We start from the raw sequence: 18,247 nt of genomic DNA, 5'->3' as shown, positions 1-18,247 counted from the left end.
TTACAATTAAAATGGAATATAAAAAAATGCAAGCCTGTAAGCCGGGTTCTGTATCCAATAAATCAGACTTCTATCATTAATCCAGTATAAATGTTGCCATTTATCTCTAACGACCTACCCACTAACATCGGACGAGCAGCCCTACATGCGTTAGCCTATTTGGTCTTTCAACTCCCGGGGTTTACAATCCCTCCGGTCTCCCGGAAAAATCGTGAGCTCTTACCTCACGTTTTCAACCTTACCTGTGCTTTAAGGGCCATCGGCGGTATGCTTTCTGTGGCACTTTCCATGATTCAGGTATTCATTCCTAAACCTCTTCCCGTTAGGAAGCGAGATGCTCTATGTTGCCCGGACTTTCCTCTCCGAAACGAGTTCGCAGCGATAGAACGGCTTGCATTTTTGCTACGAAGATACAAAAAAACCGTTCTCTTAGAAGTCTGGAATCTTTGGCCCGGAAAAGGGCCAAATTTCCTAGGCCTTCTCTGAGAAGGTATTTTTGTTCTTGGGTTGGAAAAATTAGGGTGGGATTGGAAGGGTTTTTTTGTTATTTTAAGGCAATGGAAAAGATAGGAAATTTGCTGTTTTATCGGGTGGTTTGGTTGGTATTTGGACTTTTATTTATCTGTGGTTATACACAGGCGTCCGTTTTTGCTTATAAGGACGTGCAATCTGCTTCTGATGCATTTATAGGGTCCCTAAGCCCCGAGCAAAAAACGATGGCAGTGGTTTCCTATAGTCGAGAAAATGCAGTAAAATGGACCAACTTACCCTGTGGCTTGCAGTGCAGGGTAGGGATACTCTTTGGTAGTTTGTCACCGGCGCAGCTTTTGTTAGCTAAGAACGTAGCAAAAGCAGCATTAGGCGAATCTGCTGGTGCGGGTTACGACCAGGTAATGGGGATCATGGAGGCCGATGCTTTTTTAGGTAAGGGACGAACAGAATATTCTTCTGATAATTACATCATCGCATTTTTAGGAATGCCAAATGGGAAAGGTAAGTGGCAATTACAAATCGGCGGTCACCATTTGGCGGTAAATCTTACATTTAGTGAGGGTAAACAGGTATCCGCATCGCCGTTATTTATGGGTTTAGAGCCGCCTGAAAATACAACATTAAAAAGCAACCATGACGCGTTGGTTGCTTTATTGCATTCCCTATCTGTTGATCAGGTAGCCAAGGCAAGATTAAAGGAAGGCTATGGCGACGTGTTTGTTGGTCCGGGTAGAGATGGCGCCTTCCCGACGGTTAAAGCAGGGCTAAGTGGTTCTGAGCTGACCGCTCAACAGAAAGCCAAAGTTATCTTTGCCATGAAACAATGGGTTCATGTTGCCAGTGAAACAACTGCTAAAGAAATTATGAAAAGTTATACTTCAGAAATCAATGAAACTTTTATTTCCTTCTATGGGGATATAGACTTGAACAAACGAACTGATTACGTACGGATCGACGGTCCTGGCGTTTGGATAGAGTTCATTTGTCAGCCTGGAGCTGTCTTCCCGCAAGGCATACATTATCATACGGTGTATCGTGACCATCTCCGCGATTATGCTGGAAGTTTTCAATTTTAAGGTTCATAACGAAGGTCTGTATTAGATCGGTTCACACTCGGGTCTGGCTTTGAGTGAGGCCGCCATGCGGCCGCAGTGAGGCCACGGTGAGGCCGCCTTTTGCTAGGGAAAAGGCGGCCTCACCGTGTAATCATAGTGCCGAAATACCGGCGTCAACCAAAGCCAGACCCGAACGAGTACCGACTTTGGTACTGAAGCAATTTAAAAGAAGGTTTAAGGTGATTTAGACTACTTACAATCAGAAAGATCAGCAGCTACTTCCTGTTGAGTGTAGTTCCCTTGCTTATTTCCAAAATCATTGGTGATGTATACAATGATCTGTGCGATATCAATGTTTGCAAAGTTATGATCGGGCATCTTTCCCTCATACTTTACTCCGCCAACAACCATCGGCTCAGATACACCGTTTTTTATCCAGCAGGCTAACTTTTTCCTATTTGCTTTCAAGAATAGGGTATCCGTAAGCGGAGGTGCAAGTTTAGCCAAACCTTCTCCTTTGGCACCATGGCAGTTCTGACAATGTGCAATGTAGAGATCGCGTCCATTGGTGTAGTACATATCTTGTTGCACCTTACCGGCATCCTGACAGGAGAAAATTACAGATGCTACAGTGCAAAGAACGATGGCGGCCAGAAGGTATTTTCTCAAGATCATTTGGCTTTTGTTTCCGATAGGAGGTTCTCTAGATCATTATTAAGCTTCTCAATTTCCTCATCACGTGTACTGTCATACGCACCACGCATGCGGCCGTTGCCATCAATCAATAAGAACCATCCCTGATGGATGTAGTTTTCTTTTGCGTTATGATCTTCAATTACTGCCGATAGGTAGCTTTTTTCTGCAATATTGTAAATGGCGTCTTTTGTCCCATAGGCAAATTGCCACTTTGGACCATCAACACCCAATTTCTCTGCGTATTGTTTTAGCTTGGAGGGGACATCATACTTATAATCGATGGTGTGAGATAAGAACATAAGATTAGGTTCGTCTTTGTATTCTTCAAAAATGGCCTTCAACTTTCTATGCATTGTTGGACAAATACTGGTACAAGAGGTAAAAAAGAAATCTGCGATATATACTTTGCCTTTGAAAGTCTGGTTTGTGATGCTTACACTGTCTTGATTTAAAAAGTTAAAGCTGGCTATAGGTGCAGGACTTATAAATGGAAGTGGCTTATCTTCTTTACAGGATGAGATTAAAAATAAGATGGAAAACAACAGGCTTAACAAGGGTAATTCTTTGGTTTTCATATTTCAAATGTTGTCTGGCAAATGTACAAATTGGTATTGATATCCTTTTTACATAAGTTTGCGACAACAAGTTCTTTACTTTATTTCTTCATCAACCGGAATAGGTTTTACTTAGCTGTAGATTAATAGGGAATCGTGTGTAAATCACGAGCTGTCGCGCAACTGTAAGTAACCAAAAAGTTTTTACCAAAGCATATCCACTGTTTTCTTGGAAAATGGGAAGGATGGTAAGGATGTTACAAGTCAGGAGACCTGCCTAAACCGATTTGACAATGCTTTCGCGATTTGAAGCAAGGGTTAAGTTTGATGCATATTAGAAACCGTGTTAAGTAATTAACAGGGCTTGCTGCGTGCGTCACATTTTTCTTTATTTCATTTAGGCAGAGCATTGTGAAGTGCTGCAAAGGCTTTTAACTGATTTTTTCAATTAATTGCAAAAACAATGCTAACAAACAATCTTGGCTACCCGCGAATTGGTAGCAACCGAGAACTCAAAAAAGCCTGCGAAAGCTACTGGTCGGGCAAAACAACAATCCAAAATTTAGTGCAGGTGGGGCGAGACATCCGAAAGCACAACTGGGAACTTCAAAAGGAAGCAGGCATAGATCTGATCCCTTCCAATGACTTTTCATTTTATGACCAGGTGTTAGACCTTTCTTTGATGGTTGGAGCCATACCAAAGCGTTACCATGAAGTTATTTTTAATGAGGAAAACAACGAACTGGATTTGTATTTCGCCATGGCCAGGGGTTATCAGAAGAATGGTCTGGATATTACCGCAATGGAAATGACCAAATGGTTTGATACAAACTACCATTATATCGTTCCTGAGTTTACAAAAGATCAGCAGTTTAAGCTATTTTCAAGTAAACTACTTGATGAGTATAATGAAGCTAAAAGACTAGACATCAATACAAAACCAGTAATTATCGGTCCTGTTAGCTATCTCTTGTTAGGTAAAGAAAAAGAGCCGGGTTTCGATAGGATTGATTTGGTAAAAAGTCTTCTACCAGTGTATCTGGAGATCTTTAGAAAGTTAGATGAACAGCATGTAGAATGGGTTCAGATGGATGAACCGTTTCTATGTCTGGATCTCACAGATAAAGATAAATCCGCCTTTAAGTATGTTTATACAGAGATTCGGAAGCAGTTCCCGCACCTTAAGATTTTATTGGCAACCTATTTCGAGAGCTTGGGGGAGAATACCGAACTTGCCTTGTCACTTCCAGTTACGGCACTGCATATCGATCTGGTAAAAAGACCTGAACAGTTAGAGGCCATTCTGGCTAAACTGCCCGCTAACTTAATGTTATCACTTGGATTGGTTGATGGCAGAAATATCTGGAAGAGCGAATATTCATCGTCCATTTTAACTATTAAACAAACACTTTTGTCAATACCTTTTAATGGATTGATTATAAGTGCTTCTTGTTCGCTACTACACGTTCCATGTGATCTCGATAACGAGACTAATGATACTATTTTAACATCTGAAATCAAGGATTGGCTGGCTTTTGCTAAACAGAAGTTAAGAGAGATCGTATACATAGCTAAGTTATCAGTAGATGAGACAATTGATGCAGATGAACTAAATCAAAATATCAGATCTGTTGGACGTCGAGCTGATTCTCGATTGATAAATAATACTGAGCTTAAAAAACGGGTTGCGGACATACATTTTAACGATGATCATCGCAAGAACAATTTTAGTGTAAGGAAGATCTTGCAGCGCGAGGCGCTCCAGTTGCCTTTGTTCCCTACGACAACAATCGGTTCATTTCCCCAGACTCCTGAAGTAAGAAGCTGGCGTGCACGTTTCAAAAAAGGGCAGTTATCACTCGAAGACTACAATGCTTTGCTGGAGAAGGAAACCGAAGAGACCATACGTTTTCAAGAGGATAGTGGCATAGATGTATTGGTTCATGGGGAGTTTGAGCGTAATGATATGGTGGAGTACTTCGGTGAGCAACTAGCGGGCTTTACATTTACAAGCAATGGCTGGGTTCAAAGTTATGGCTCAAGATGCGTTAAGCCCCCGGTGATTTATGGTGACGTATGGCGACCTAAGGCAATGACGGTAAAATGGGCTTCGTTTGCACAATCACTAACGAAAAAGTGGGTTAAAGGAATGTTAACTGGTCCGGTTACTATTCTACAGTGGTCCTTTGTGCGCAACGACCAAGCCCGTTCTGAGACTTGTAATCAGATTGCATTAGCTATAAGAGACGAAGTTGTAGATCTGGAGAAAGCTGGTATTAGAATCATTCAGATAGATGAGCCAGCAATCAGAGAAGGACTTCCTTTACGAAAACAAGATTGGAAAGCATATTTAGAGTGGGCAGTTAAAGCGTTCAGGATTTCCGCGAGTGGTGTTTGCGATGAAACACAGATACACACTCATATGTGCTACTCAGAGTTTAACGACATCATACAGAACATTACCGATATGGATGCTGATGTCATTACCATTGAATGCTCTAGATCACAAATGGAGCTTCTTGATGCCTTTGCAAACTTCAACTATCCAAATGAGATTGGGCCAGGCGTTTATGACATCCATTCTCCTCGTGTTCCTTCTGTGGATGAAATGGTTAAGCTACTAGAGAAAGCCAAAAAGGTGATTCCTATCGATCAACTTTGGGTTAATCCGGACTGTGGTTTGAAGACACGACATTGGGATGAAACTAAGAAAGCTTTGATCGAAATGGTTGCAGCAGCAAAAGTTCTGCGGAATTCTGTGCAAGAACCCGTAACTTTGTAGGAAAACAAGGGCAGGCGTAGCTGTTTGCCCTTTTTTATGAACTACAAGCATACGAATGAGAATAAGGAAGAATGCAGTAATTACTGCGGTTGGAGGATATGTTCCGGATACGATTTTAAGTAACCATGACCTGGAGAAGATGGTGGATACGAATAGCGAATGGATTGAGTCAAGGACAGGGATTAGGGAGAGAAGGATCGTTAATGACCCTAACATCGCCACCTCTGACATGGCCACCTATGCGTTGCAGAAATTAATGGAAGACGGTAATGTAAGGCCTGATGAAATTGATTGTGTGATTGTTTCTACTTCAACGCCTGACTATGTGATGGTCTCAACCGGCAGCATGGTTTGTGAAAAGGCAGGCCTTGTGAACGCCTGGGGCATTGATACGAATGCAGCATGTAGCGGATTTCTTTATGCCCTTACAATGGGTGCAAGTATGATTGAAAGCGGTCGCTGCAAGAAAGTTGTCGTAATTGGTGCCGATAAAAATAGTTCTATAGTCAACTATACTGACCGCAATACCTGTATCTTATTTGGAGATGGCGCAGGCGCCGTCCTTTTGGAGGAAACTGAAGAACCAGTCGGGCTAATGGACAGTTTTTTCAGAACAGATGGAAGCGGAAAAGAGAATCTTATCGTAACTGCGGGAGGGTCCAAGAATCCGGCTTCTCAAGCAACAATCGATGATAAACTTCATTTTGTGCGTCAGGATGGTCGGGTTGTTTTTAAAGCGGCCATACAGGGTATGACTGATACTTGTAATGAAGTATTGAAGTCTAACGACCTGCTTAGTTCACAAATCAATTATCTGATTCCACATCAGGCTAATTTACGAATTATACAATCTGTAGGTGATTACCTTGGGTTAACAGCTGACCAGGTGAAAGTGAATATCGATAGATACGGAAATACTACTGCAGCAACGATTCCTTTGTGCTTATGGGACTTCAAGGATGACTTTAAGTATGGCGATAAGATGATTCTAACGGCTTTTGGTGCTGGGTTTTCATGGGGAGCGACGTATTTGAAGTGGGGCTCACTAAGGGGGGCGAAGCAAATTTAAAAAGCAAGCATTCTCCGCCCAGTCTGGAACCTTTTGCCTTGAAGAAAGGCAAAAATTCTTAGGCCTGGCTGAGAAGCTAACTTTTACATTTTCGTCTTAGAAAGGGCGTTCGTTTTTGGTAATGAGGAGGGGTGACACCACCGATCTGGTTAGATGCCTTTGTTATTATTTTAATCCAATTAATCATGACAATAGAAGAGAAGATAGAGGCTTCGGAAACGAGAGTCTTTAAGGCTGTATTTCCAAATACGACCAATCATTATGATACGCTTTTTGGTGGTACAGCAATGATGATGATGGATGAGGTAGCTTTTATAGCTGCTACCAGGTTTAGCAGACAGATCATGGTTACGGTGAGCAGTGACAGGATCGATTTTACCAAGCCGATTCCAGCTGGTACATTTGTAGAGCTGGTTGCGAGGGTTGTTCATGTCGGAAATACCAGTATGAAAGTTCGCGTAGATATTTTTACGGAGCAGATGTATTCTGAAGATCGTGAAAAGGCAGTCACTGGCGAGTTTTCGTTTGTAGCCATCGACGATAATAAAAAACCTGTGCGTGTTATAAGATAAATCATTAAGCCGTTTTTATTACATTTGCGCAAATGTTTACCAAGCCTATAGCTATTTTACTTTTGTTCAGTTTGCTTGTTGCGAATTGTTCAGGTGTATTTGTATATATGGGCTTTGAGATAAACAAACGGTACATTGCTGCCGAATTATGCGTTAATAAGGATAAGCCTGATCTGCATTGTAACGGTAAGTGCTACTTAATGAAAAAGCTAAAGCAGGCACAAGATAAGGAGCAAAAGCAGGAACGTCAGGCGCAAAAGACACAACTCCAGGATGCGCTTATTGTTAGCCCGCTGAAGTTTAACCGTTACGCCTTTGCAAATGTGGAAGTACATATTCCACTTTCGACAGGGATGCCCCAATCTATCAAGAACGCTATATTCCATCCTCCTCAAGAGGCATAAGTTCGATTATCGCGCATTTCTGCGCTTAAGATTAATTACTTTTTATTATTCTGTACCTTATTTATGAGAAAGATAGTAGTGTTCCTATTTTTGATAGGAGTGGCTATGGGCTGTGCCCAACCAAAGAAATCAGACGACTATAAGGTCGTCAGGGATGAAGTCATGCAATTTCACGGCAAGGTCATGGAAGATCAGTCGATCATCGTCCGTAATCAAATGAAGATGGATACCCTTCTGAAAGATCTGGAGGGGCTGAAAGAGAAGTTTCCTGTGATTGACACAGCTAAAGAAGCGATTACCTTAAAAGCGCTTATTGGAAGCCTAGCTAGGGCTGACGAAGATATGAACGATTGGATGCATCAATTTGAACCCGACGTTTCGGGGAAATCAAATGATGAAGCCGTCAATTATTTTCACCAAGAGAAAAAGAAGATTGCATCCATAGATAGCCTCTACAAAAAGGAAATAGAGCGTTCTGGCAATTACCTTAAAAACTTCAATAAGTGAGTGGCTGGGTAACCTGGCTGCTTTATGCATCAAGGATACTTGATTAGGGTTGACCAAAAGAAAAGTATACGTGGCGCTTACGATGGAACGCTCGAAAATGACGTGAGCAAATTAATTAACGATATGGTTGTACTCCTTCAAGAAAAGGGACAGTAAATCATTTAATAAAAAAAACATGAAAAATATATATTTAACTATACTATTAGTAGCACTGTTATTATCATCCTGCTCAAAGAATGATGAGGCAACTCCTGACTTTAACGAGTCAAAACTGGTGGCGCTATCTGTAGAATTTGAGAACATAGTTGGCGATAGAACCTTAACTTTTGACAACCAAGGAAGCCTTTATACTAATGGTGCAAATGAAAAATTCTCCATATCATCCTTACAGTACTTCATTAGTAACATACAGGTAACTACCACTAATGGAAAGGTTTATACCGTTAACCAGGATAGTAGCTATTTCTTAATTAGTGGCGCTGATAAATCAACGAGGTTTGCAAAAGTGAAAGTTCCGGAAGGTGATTATTCTAAATTAAAATTTACACTTGGCGTTGATAGCTTGCGAAGTACGATGAACGTTGATAAACGTACAGGTGTCTTAGACCCGGCCTACGGCGGTGGCCATGATATTTCTGGAATGTATTGGGGATGGAACTCCGGTTATATTTTCTTCAAGTTTGAAGGGAACTCCAGTGTCATTTCAAATGATGCAACTGGTGATCCAACTGGTAAACATCAATTCAAGTATCATATCGGTGGGTTTGGTGGCTATTCGGCACCAACCCTAAACAACATTAAGACGGTAACGCTCGACTTAAATGCCGGCGGATTGGCTAAAGTAAGAGCAGGCAGAACAAGTAATATTCACTTGCTAGTGGATTTAATGAAGGTATTTAACGGAAAAAACAGCTTTTCCATTGCGGCACATCCGTCCGTCATGTTTAGTGATTTTAGTACTTCAGTCGCTGCAAACCTGACAGAAATGTTCAAACACGACCATACGGAGAACTAGGATGGCAGTTAGAAAACACTGGATTGTTCTTATGACTGTCTTAACTTTTGTTATGGCATGTAAAAAGGACAATCCTTTAACCGAAGTATTAGACAGCTTTAGCGGATTTGTACGTCCTGTTAACTTTCCAGATCCAGCATATAAGTTTGCTGCCAATCCGGTAACTAAGGCCGGTTTTGGATTAGGTAGGTCACTTTTTTATGAGCCCAGATTGTCCAGGAATAATACGGTAAGCTGTGGCTCATGCCACATTCAATCTTCAGCTTTTACCCAGCATGGGCATGATGTGAGTCATGGCATTGATGACCGCTTAGGGACCAGAAACTCTCCACCAATAATGAATCTTGCCTGGAGCAAAGCGTTTATGTGGGGAGGTGGTGTATATGATCTCGACTTGCAACCTATTGTTCCGATTACTGCACATGAAGAAATGGATGAACAGTTAGAGAATGTGTTTAACAAACTTAGGCTAATGCCCAAGTATACAACACTTTTCAATCAGGCATTTGGCTCAAGTGACATCAATACCACCCGCTTTATGAAAGCCTTGTCGCAGTTTATGCTGATGTGCATCAGTAGCAATTCAAAGTATGATAAGGTGATGCGTAAGGAGCAAGGCGCAGCCTTTACGGAGGAGGAGCAAGCTGGTTACGTTCTTTTTAAGAACAATTGCGCTGGATGCCATTCAGAACCGCTATTTACAGATGGGTCATTCCGTAACAATGGGCTTGCGGCCAGTAATGTTAACGATATGGGATTGTATACTGCAACCCTTCAGGAAGGAGATAAGTATAAGTTTAAAGTTCCTTCTCTGAGAAATTTGCAGTACACCGCGCCATACATGCATGACGGAAGATTCCTCTCCTTGACCGCTGTATTTAATCATTATAGGGAAGAGGTAAAGAACACGCCTAATCTTGATCAACAACTGGTGAAAGACGGCAAACCCGGAATTCCATTAACTAATCAAGAGGTGCTTAGGTTGACCGCTTTTTTGAACACATTGAACGATACTGACTTCGTTAATAACACACTGCTCTCTGAGCAATAATACAAAGACAATGAAGAAAAAATATATAATACTGTTTCTTTTCCTTGTAAGTTTCGGTACCTCCAAAGCATGTGATATCTGCGGTTGTGGTGTCGGAAGCTATTATTTGGGAATCCTTCCAGAGTACAACAAACGCTTTGTGGGATTGAGATACCAATACAAGACCTTAAGTACGCACCTTGGTCCATCGGGAGAGCGGAGTCCGCTTACTGCTGATGAAACCTACCAAAGTACTGAGCTTTGGGGAGGCTGGAATATTGGGAAACGATTCCGGGTACTTGCGTTCGTGCCTTATAATTTCAATAGAAGGGAAAGTCAGACAGGAGACGGCAACAAGCGGGGGCTTGGAGATATTGCAGTAATGGGATATTTCAAGTTATTTGACAACATGAATACTGTTTCTGAACGCTTGCTTGTACAATCCTTGTGGATAGGTGCAGGAGTAAAAGCGCCGACCGGAAGATATGAGCCATCGGAACGACTAGCGGTTCAGGAATCTCCTAATAACTTTCAATTGGGTACCGCGAGTACAGACCTTACCGTTAATGCCGCTTATGATGTGAGGTATAATGATCTTGGCCTGAATACAAACGTGACGTATAAGATGAATACTGAGAATAGCCATGAATACCGCTATGGAAATAAACTCACTGCAAACGCATTGCTTTATCATAAGTTCAGGATTGCAAATGTATTTACGGTGGCTCCGAATGCTGGTGTGTTGTACGAAACCGCAGACAAGGATGTAGAAAACGACCAGTATGCAGTTGATGTTTCCGGAGGACATGCTTTATCCCTGGTTTTAGGTGCTGAGTTTGCATTTAAGGGACTTTCCTTTGGAGCGAACTTTCAGAAAGTAACATCGCAGAATTTAGCTGGAGGTAGGGCGACTGCTGGAAATAGGATGATGGCTCACGTGTCTTTACCATTTTAAGGCTGCGATTTAGCAAATGTTCCTAACTTTAAACCGGAGTCGGCTTTAACGTAGTATACATGGAGGAACACGAGGGGTTTAATTTGGAGCATATGGATTTTTCTAAACTAGGAAGAATCCTTTCAGAAGATCGTTCTTCTGCAATTCCCAAATTAACAATCGATCATCATAAAACGGTGCTGATTTTTAGTCAGCACCGTTTTTACCGAAACCTGGTCGTAGAACTTGCCCTCGCACCAATGACAAATGCGGGTAGGTTAAAGAATCCACTTAAGTTTCTAGATGCAATGGACTTTATTTGGAAGACCAATGATCAGGAGGAATTAAAGTTTTACAGTGGAGTTGCTAAATTTAAAAACAATTATAATGATGTTAAATCAGAATCAGATCTGGAAGGACTCAAGGCCTTAGCACGCAATCCGTTAAAACTACCAGTCTATATTCACGATGATACGATATCGAGCACCATAAATGCCGCCTCGTTGCTGCCTGCCCAACTCAATGTACTTGATATTAACTTGACCTTAACTGTTAACAAAAAGGGTGAGTATTACGAGCTATCTGGCAAGCTTTTCCTTGCCAATACCGATTACTCGATCACTAATATTAAACTTAAATATCACTACTTTATTCAAATCAAAGAACGTCTTTTCCTTATTGACAATCCGTACTTTCTTAGTGTTCTGGAGTTTTTCAAGCAACATAGCGACATTATCGTCGTACATGAGTCGGAGTACGAAGCGTTTCAGGAAAAGATCTTATCGAAAATTGAAGAAAAGGTCAGAATTAATTACTCTTACCTGAAGCCTGCTACTAAGAAACAGATTGAAGAAAAGGGCTTTGATTTGGAAAATGAGAAGATTGTTTATCTCTCTGAATCAGGTGAATTTGTTTTAATCACGCCCGTGATGCGGTACGGAAGCCTTGAGATCCCGGTGATATCACAAAAACAGATCAGGTCGAAGGATCGTCTCGGCAATGTGTTTACGCTCGACAGGGATCAAGAAAGGGAGTTGCAATTGATCTCCGACATTGGGAAAGCTCACCCTTACTTTCAAGAACAAATGGAAGAGTTTCAGGAACAAAAGCATGCAGACTGCTTCTATTTACATAGAAAGAGGTTTGTAGAATCTGGATGGTTTCTGGACGCCTTTGAGGCTTGGAGAAGTAAGGGTATCGCCATTTTAGGCTTTAATGAACTAAAAGAAAATAAGCTGAGTCCTTATAAGGCCGAAATATCGATCAACGTAATTAGCGGGATGGATTGGTTTGAAACGGCTATTAAAGTAAAATTTAACAAGCAAACCGTTGCGCTAAAGCATTTACACAAGTCAATCAGGAACAAGAGTAAGTTCGTTCAGTTGGATGATGGTACAATGGGGATTGTGCCTGATGAATGGATAAAGAAATTTGAAAAGTACTTCTCTGCAGGGGAGATAGTTGATGACATCATCAAGATCCCTAAGATCAATTACAATGCTGTAGAGGAATTGTATGAGGACGAAATGCTTAATCAGGAAACTAAGGATCAGCTGGTAATCTATCGAAAAGCCTTAGGTGACTTTGATCACGTTCAACAGGTTAAAGTTCCTGAAGATCTGAAAGCAGAACTCCGGCCGTATCAGCAGGATGGCTTGAACTGGCTCAACTTTTTGGATGACTTCAACTTTGGCGCTTGTTTAGCTGATGATATGGGCTTAGGGAAGACCATTCAGGTTATCGCCTTTATCCTTTCTCAAAAGGAGAAGATTGGCAATAACACTAACTTGATAGTAGTTCCGGCCTCATTAATTACAAATTGGCAACAAGAAGTTTCTAAGTTTGCGCCGAGCCTTCGCTTGCTTACCGTGTATGGCTCAGATCGCGTGAAGATCGTAGATGAGTTTCCAGCGCACGACATCGTATTAACATCCTATGGCACGTTACTGTCAGATATTAAATTCTTAAAAGAATATCGGTTTAATTACATCTTTTTAGATGAATCTCAAACCATCAAAAACCCGGAATCACAGCGATACAAGGCCGTACGACTGCTGCAATCCCGCAACAAGGTCGTTCTAACTGGAACCCCTATAGAAAACAATACTTTTGATTTGTACGGTCAACTTTCTTTTGCTTGTCCAGGTTTACTAGGGACCAAGGAGCAATTTAAGCAGTTGTACTCCGTGCCTATTGATCAATTTAAGGATAGCACAAGAGCCAAGGAACTGCAGCGAAAGATCAACCCTTTTATATTACGAAGGACTAAACAGCAGGTGGCAAAAGAACTTCCAGCTAAGACAGAAATGACCATCTTTTGTGAAATGGGTCAAAGACAACGAGAGGTTTATGATGCTGCAAGGACCGAAATCCGGGATTTTCTCCTAGGCAGATCCGATGATGAGCTGGCTAAAAGTAGCATGCACGTTCTACAGGGTATTACCCGTTTGAGACAAATTTGCAATTCAACCGCTTTGTTGAACAACGATGAATATTATGGTAATGCTTCCTCGAAGATGGACGCTTTGATTGAACAAATACAGAATAAAGCTCCTAACCATAAAATACTGGTCTTTTCGCAGTTTGTAACAATGCTTGACCTTATTAAAGCGGAATTAGTTAGCAATGATATCCCTTATGAATACCTGACAGGCCAAACGAAGGACCGTGGCAAAGTTGTTGACTCGTTTCAAAACAACCCGAACATTAGGGTATTTTTGATCAGTTTGAAAGCAGGCGGAATAGGATTGAACTTAACACAAGCAGATTATGTTTACCTGGTTGACCCCTGGTGGAATCCTGCTGTGGAGAATCAAGCGATTGATCGGGCTTACCGCATTGGCCAAGACAAAAATGTGGTAGCAGTCCGTCTAATTTGTCCAGATACGGTAGAAGAGAAAATCATGAAGATGCAATCTTCAAAAATGGACATAGCAAACGATTTAATTAAGTCCGAGGAGTCTATATTCAAGAGTTTATCAAAGGACGACTTACTGGGGTTAATCTAATGCTGGCAACTTTAAAATTTGTAGATTAAAATTAAACCTTCATCTTTATCAAATCGATGAATTATTATACTCAATGAACTACCGTGAAATATTAGAACAGCTCCGGGCACACGTAACCTGGCTTTTTCAATCGAACAATGATAAACGTTTTTTATATCACAATCTCGACCATACGGAGAGTGTAGTTGAAAGTGCCGTTAAATTAGGTAATCATTATCGACTCTCTGATCAGGATTTCTTTATCGTACTGGCAGCTAGTTGGTTTCATGATCTTGGCTATCTTTTTAGTAAAGCTGATCATGAGGCGAAAGGTGCCGAATTATGCACCGAGTTTCTTCAGGACAAACAGGTCAGTAAGGAAGTTATCGATAAGATTTCAGGCTGCATTATGGCTACCAAGATGCCCCAGTCACCAATTGGTTTATTGCAGGAAATAGTTTGTGATGCAGACTTGTTTCATCTGGGCACTAGCTCCTTCAAGGAGCGCAATAAGCTGATGCGCAAAGAAGCACAGGCTTTTACTCCAGATAACAATGATAAAGACCTTTGGAGAGAAAAGACCATAGGTCTTTTAAGCAAGCATCACTACCATACTGAATATGCTAAACAATTGTTAAACCAGAAGAAGTCGGAGAATATGGCTCAGCTTGAAAGCAAATCCTTAAATCAAAGTCACGTGGCTAAAGAAAGCATCTCACCGGTTGGTACTAACAACGACGTGCAAACAGGAAAGAAGGAAAAAGGAGACAAACCGGAACGCGGCGTTGAAACCATGTTTAGGATCACTTCTACTAACCACCAGCGTTTAAGCGATATGGCTGATAACAAGGCCCATATTATGATTTCTACCAACTCTATCATATTGTCTGTGATTTTGAGTTTACTGCTTAGAAAACTGGAAGACAATCCTCATTTGATCATTCCAACGATGCTATTATTGATCATCTGCGTAGTTACAATGGTGTTCTCAATCCTTGCAACCAGGCCGTCGATTCCTACGGGCGTATTCACTTCAGAAGATATTAAAGAGAAGCGTGTCAACCTGCTATTTTTTGGAAACTTTTACAGAATGAACTTACCTGAGTATGAAAAGGGCATGCATGCACTGATGGAGGATAGGGAGTTTTTATATGGCAGCTTAATTAAAGATGTATATGCGCAAGGGGTTGTTCTGGGCCGAAAGTATCGACTGCTAAGAATTGCCTATAATGTATTTATGTTCGGGATCATTGCGGCGGTTTTAGCATTTACACTTGCAGTTGCCATAATAACCATATAGGTGGGCATGGATTCGCCTATCTTTAGTAACAGGGACCTAAGCTGGCTCAGTTTTAATGAGCGTGTACTGTTAGAAGCTTCCAAAGAAAGCGTTCCACTTTTAGAGCGGATTAAGTTCTTATCTATTTACTCCTCTAATCTGGATGAATTCTATAGGGTAAGGATTCCTGTTCTGATGGCCCTTGCGCAACCGAATTCTACCGGGACCAGTATATATGAAATCGCTAAGGCTGAAATTAACAGGCAACAGCAACTCTTCGGCGTGATCATTTATAACGGCATATTACCAGGACTCGCAGCTGAGGGAATTCACTGGGTATATGGTGAGCATATTCCATTAGAAATAAGCGTTAAGGTTAAAGAGGTGTTTTTTAATGACCTGCTGACTTACATTAATGTAGTTTCTATAAAAGAAGATCTGACTGGTTTTTTTGCTGAGAATAACAAACTCTACCAGGCAATAGTCTTAATAGATCCTGATGGGAATGAACATGTAAAGTTAATCAATATACCGACGGATGCGCTTCCGAGGCTTTACCAGATACGGGGTGCTGAAAGGAAATATGTTGTATTTTTAGAGGACATATTAAAAGATAATTTATCGTATTTGTTTCCCGAGGAGACGATTTCAGGCATATATAATTTGAAGATAACGCGTGATGCGCAGCTTGATATTAATCCGAATTATGTTGGCGATTTAGCAGAGGCCCTTGAGAAGCAATTAGAACGTCGTGATTTCGGTCTGGCAACACGATTTCTTTCTGAGCCGGGAATTTCTCTTCGAACGCTTTACAATATGATTTATGAAATGAACCTTCAACGGGCATCTATCGTTGAGGGTGGTAAATATCATAATTTAAAGGACTTAGCTGCCTTCCCACTTAAAGATGATAGCCTGTCCTATATGCCATGGCATGCAATTTCTTCTGTAAGCGTACCAGCTGATAGTACTTTGTTCCTGGAAATTATTAAGAAGGACATTTTAATTAATATTCCTTATCAAAGCTACGATCCAGTACTCCGCTTTTTTAACGAAGCGGCGAATGATCTTCATGTTATAGAAATTTATACCACTTTATATCGGGTTGCTAATAATTCGAAGATTGTAAGCGCACTCATAACAGCTGCAAAGAACGGTAAGAAGGTCGTGGTAATGGTCGAACTCAAAGCACGCTTTGATGAGGCCAATAATATAAAATGGGCCAAACAGATGAAAAACGCTGGGGTAACGGTAATGTACAGTAGCCTGGACCTTAAAGTACATGCCAAAGTTGCTTTGGTAAAACGTGCTGTGGCCGGCAAGGTTACAGCTCTAGGCTTGTTCGCAACAGGAAACCTAAATGAGACTACCGCGCGGTTTTATACCGATCAAGTGTTGTTGACGGCTAATCAGGTGCTTCTTAAGGAGCTCAATGAACTATTTTTGTTTTTAGCTAAGACAAAAAAGTCGCCTGCAGCCGAAGAAAAGCTGTTTTTTGAGCACCTTTTAGTGGCCCAATTCAACTTGCAGGATCGATTTATACAACTTATAGACAGAGAGATCAAGAATGCAAAAGCCGGCTTAAAGTCAGGGATAACTATAAAACTAAATAATCTGGAAGAACAAAAGCTCATAGCGAAACTCTATGAGGCTTCTTCAGCCGGAGTACCTGTTCAGCTCATCATCCGGGGAATATGCTGTCTAAAACCTAATATTCCCGGTTTAAGTGAGCAAATCACGGTAAAAAGAATTGTAGATAGATATCTAGAACACGGTCGCATTTTCAAGTTTGTAAATAATGGAGAACCTCAACTATTCATGGGCTCTGCCGACTGGATGAACCGCAATATATACAGCAGAATAGAGGTGTGTTTTCCGATATATGATACAGACATTAAGAATGTTATATCTAAATTGTTAAACATTCAGTTAGGGACAGAGGAACAGTATTCTACCTATAAATTTTTAAAAGACTTGAATTGATATGAATATATTCACCAATAGTATTGACCGCATTTGTTTGTTCATGTTTTTGCTCTTAACTATCACTTTATCTTGTAAGAACGACAATAGGTATAGCAATCCCGCTGGCTACGATCTTAAGGCAGGTGAGAAGTTTAACATGCCTTCTAGTCTATTGGAGATTTCCGGCATCGCCTTTAATAAGGCCAACAGTGATACCGTATATAGTATCCAGGATGAAGATGGTAAGGTGTATAAGCAAAAATGGGACGTCAAAAAGCAAAAGAACACTAAGTTTGCGTCCAAGGGGGACTTTGAAGACCTTACTATAATTGATAATTCTTTAATAGTATTGAAGAGCAATGGTAGTTTCTATATGTTACCACTGGTAGAGACGGACAAGAAGGAGACTAAACAGGTTAAGGAAGTTAAAGATCTGATCCCGAAGGCCGAATACGAGAGCATCTACGCTGATGAACAATCGAAAGACGTATTCGTGTTGTGTAAAAGTTGTCCTCAGGATAAGAAAAACAAGCAAGTTACCGGATATCAATTGCGTTATGATGCGTTGAACAAGAACTTGGATTCCATCGGCACATTTGTTATCGATTTAAAACCGTTACCTCAACTGAATCGTAAATTAAAGGCGACGTTAAGTCCTTCGGCAATTGCTAAAAATAGCCTTACCAGTGAGTGGTATATCTTATCTAGCGCTAACAAACTCCTGGTTGTAACAGATCTCGGTTGGAAGGTTAAGGCGGTACACAAGCTCAATTCTACCGTTTTTAACCAACCTGAAGGCCTGGCGTTTGACTCTCAAAATAATCTTTTCATATCTAATGAAGGTGATGAGATTACCGATGGTAACATTATTAAGTTCAAGTATGTAAAGCAAACGAATAATTAGAA

16 protein-coding genes, 1 other RNA gene and 1 riboswitch are annotated in these 18,247 nt (G+C 41.0%); of the genes, 14 read left to right on the top strand and 3 right to left on the bottom strand.

Annotated features, from left to right (window positions below; genetic code table 11):
- Positions 1-21 precede the first annotated feature (21 nt).
- Positions 22-398, bottom strand: an RNA gene (gene rnpB / locus WKF66_RS14340) — RNase P RNA component class A.
- Positions 399-557: 159 nt separating this feature from the next.
- Here rnpB and WKF66_RS14335 point away from each other — a divergent pair.
- Positions 558-1,568 (top strand): DUF3500 domain-containing protein, encoded by a 1,011-nt coding sequence (locus WKF66_RS14335; protein WP_489675157.1) that lies wholly within the window; start codon positions 558-560, stop codon positions 1,566-1,568.
- Positions 1,569-1,796: 228 nt separating this feature from the next.
- Here WKF66_RS14335 and WKF66_RS14330 read toward each other — a convergent pair whose 3' ends face one another.
- Both WKF66_RS14330 and WKF66_RS14325 read right to left on the bottom strand, forming a co-directional pair.
- Complete coding sequence (locus WKF66_RS14330) at positions 1,797-2,222, bottom strand: c-type cytochrome (RefSeq protein WP_489675156.1); 426 nt, start codon at positions 2,220-2,222, stop codon at positions 1,797-1,799.
- Complete coding sequence (locus tag WKF66_RS14325; protein WP_489675155.1) at positions 2,219-2,818, bottom strand: SCO family protein; 600 nt, start codon at positions 2,816-2,818, stop codon at positions 2,219-2,221. The genes WKF66_RS14330 and WKF66_RS14325 overlap by 4 nt, the downstream gene beginning before the upstream one ends.
- Before the next feature lie 85 nt (positions 2,819-2,903).
- Positions 2,904-3,092: riboswitch (cobalamin riboswitch) on the top strand.
- Between the two features lie 168 nt (positions 3,093-3,260).
- Here WKF66_RS14325 and metE point away from each other — a divergent pair.
- From metE to WKF66_RS14260, 13 genes are all read left to right on the top strand, one after another.
- Positions 3,261-5,579: a 5-methyltetrahydropteroyltriglutamate--homocysteine S-methyltransferase gene (gene metE, locus WKF66_RS14320; RefSeq protein WP_489675154.1), complete on the top strand. Its 2,319-nt coding sequence runs from the start codon at positions 3,261-3,263 to the stop codon at positions 5,577-5,579.
- A gap of 55 nt (positions 5,580-5,634) precedes the next feature.
- Positions 5,635-6,648, top strand: coding sequence for a beta-ketoacyl-ACP synthase III (locus WKF66_RS14315; RefSeq protein ID WP_489675153.1), 1,014 nt, complete (start codon positions 5,635-5,637; stop codon positions 6,646-6,648).
- A gap of 185 nt (positions 6,649-6,833) precedes the next feature.
- Entirely contained in the window at positions 6,834-7,220 is a 387-nt protein-coding gene (locus WKF66_RS14310; protein WP_489675152.1) for an acyl-CoA thioesterase, read from the top strand.
- A gap of 200 nt (positions 7,221-7,420) precedes the next feature.
- Positions 7,421-7,624, top strand: a complete 204-nt coding sequence (locus tag WKF66_RS14305; protein ID WP_489675151.1) for a hypothetical protein — start codon at positions 7,421-7,423, stop codon at positions 7,622-7,624.
- Between the two features lie 63 nt (positions 7,625-7,687).
- Positions 7,688-8,131: a hypothetical protein gene (locus WKF66_RS14300; RefSeq protein WP_489675150.1), complete on the top strand. Its 444-nt coding sequence runs from the start codon at positions 7,688-7,690 to the stop codon at positions 8,129-8,131.
- Positions 8,132-8,155: 24 nt separating this feature from the next.
- On the top strand, positions 8,156-8,287 hold the full coding sequence (locus WKF66_RS14295; RefSeq protein WP_489675149.1) for a hypothetical protein: 132 nt from the start codon (positions 8,156-8,158) through the stop codon (positions 8,285-8,287).
- Positions 8,288-8,306: 19 nt separating this feature from the next.
- Positions 8,307-9,146: an MbnP family protein gene (locus WKF66_RS14290; protein WP_489675148.1), complete on the top strand. Its 840-nt coding sequence runs from the start codon at positions 8,307-8,309 to the stop codon at positions 9,144-9,146.
- Positions 9,147-9,198: 52 nt separating this feature from the next.
- Positions 9,199-10,197, top strand: coding sequence for a cytochrome-c peroxidase (locus tag WKF66_RS14285; protein ID WP_489675147.1), 999 nt, complete (start codon positions 9,199-9,201; stop codon positions 10,195-10,197).
- A gap of 10 nt (positions 10,198-10,207) precedes the next feature.
- On the top strand, positions 10,208-11,131 hold the full coding sequence (locus WKF66_RS14280; RefSeq protein ID WP_489675146.1) for a transporter family protein: 924 nt from the start codon (positions 10,208-10,210) through the stop codon (positions 11,129-11,131).
- A 59-nt stretch (positions 11,132-11,190) separates the two neighbouring features.
- Positions 11,191-14,118 (top strand): DEAD/DEAH box helicase, encoded by a 2,928-nt coding sequence (locus WKF66_RS14275; RefSeq protein ID WP_489675145.1) that lies wholly within the window; start codon positions 11,191-11,193, stop codon positions 14,116-14,118.
- A gap of 73 nt (positions 14,119-14,191) precedes the next feature.
- The gene (locus WKF66_RS14270; protein WP_489675144.1) at positions 14,192-15,397 is read left to right on the top strand and encodes a Pycsar system effector family protein; all 1,206 of its coding nucleotides are present in this window, start codon (positions 14,192-14,194) and stop codon (positions 15,395-15,397) included.
- 6 nt (positions 15,398-15,403) lie between these two features.
- On the top strand, positions 15,404-17,359 hold the full coding sequence (gene ppk1, locus WKF66_RS14265; protein ID WP_489675143.1) for a polyphosphate kinase 1: 1,956 nt from the start codon (positions 15,404-15,406) through the stop codon (positions 17,357-17,359).
- Between the two features lies 1 nt (position 17,360).
- Positions 17,361-18,245 (top strand): SdiA-regulated domain-containing protein, encoded by an 885-nt coding sequence (locus WKF66_RS14260; RefSeq protein ID WP_489675142.1) that lies wholly within the window; start codon positions 17,361-17,363, stop codon positions 18,243-18,245.
- Positions 18,246-18,247: the final 2 nt, after the last annotated feature.

Origin of the sequence: Pedobacter sp., from assembly GCF_037719805.1 — a bacterium.
Classification (GTDB): Bacteria; Bacteroidota; Bacteroidia; order Sphingobacteriales; family Sphingobacteriaceae; genus Pedobacter.
This window is presented reverse-complemented; position numbering and strand designations above follow the sequence as displayed.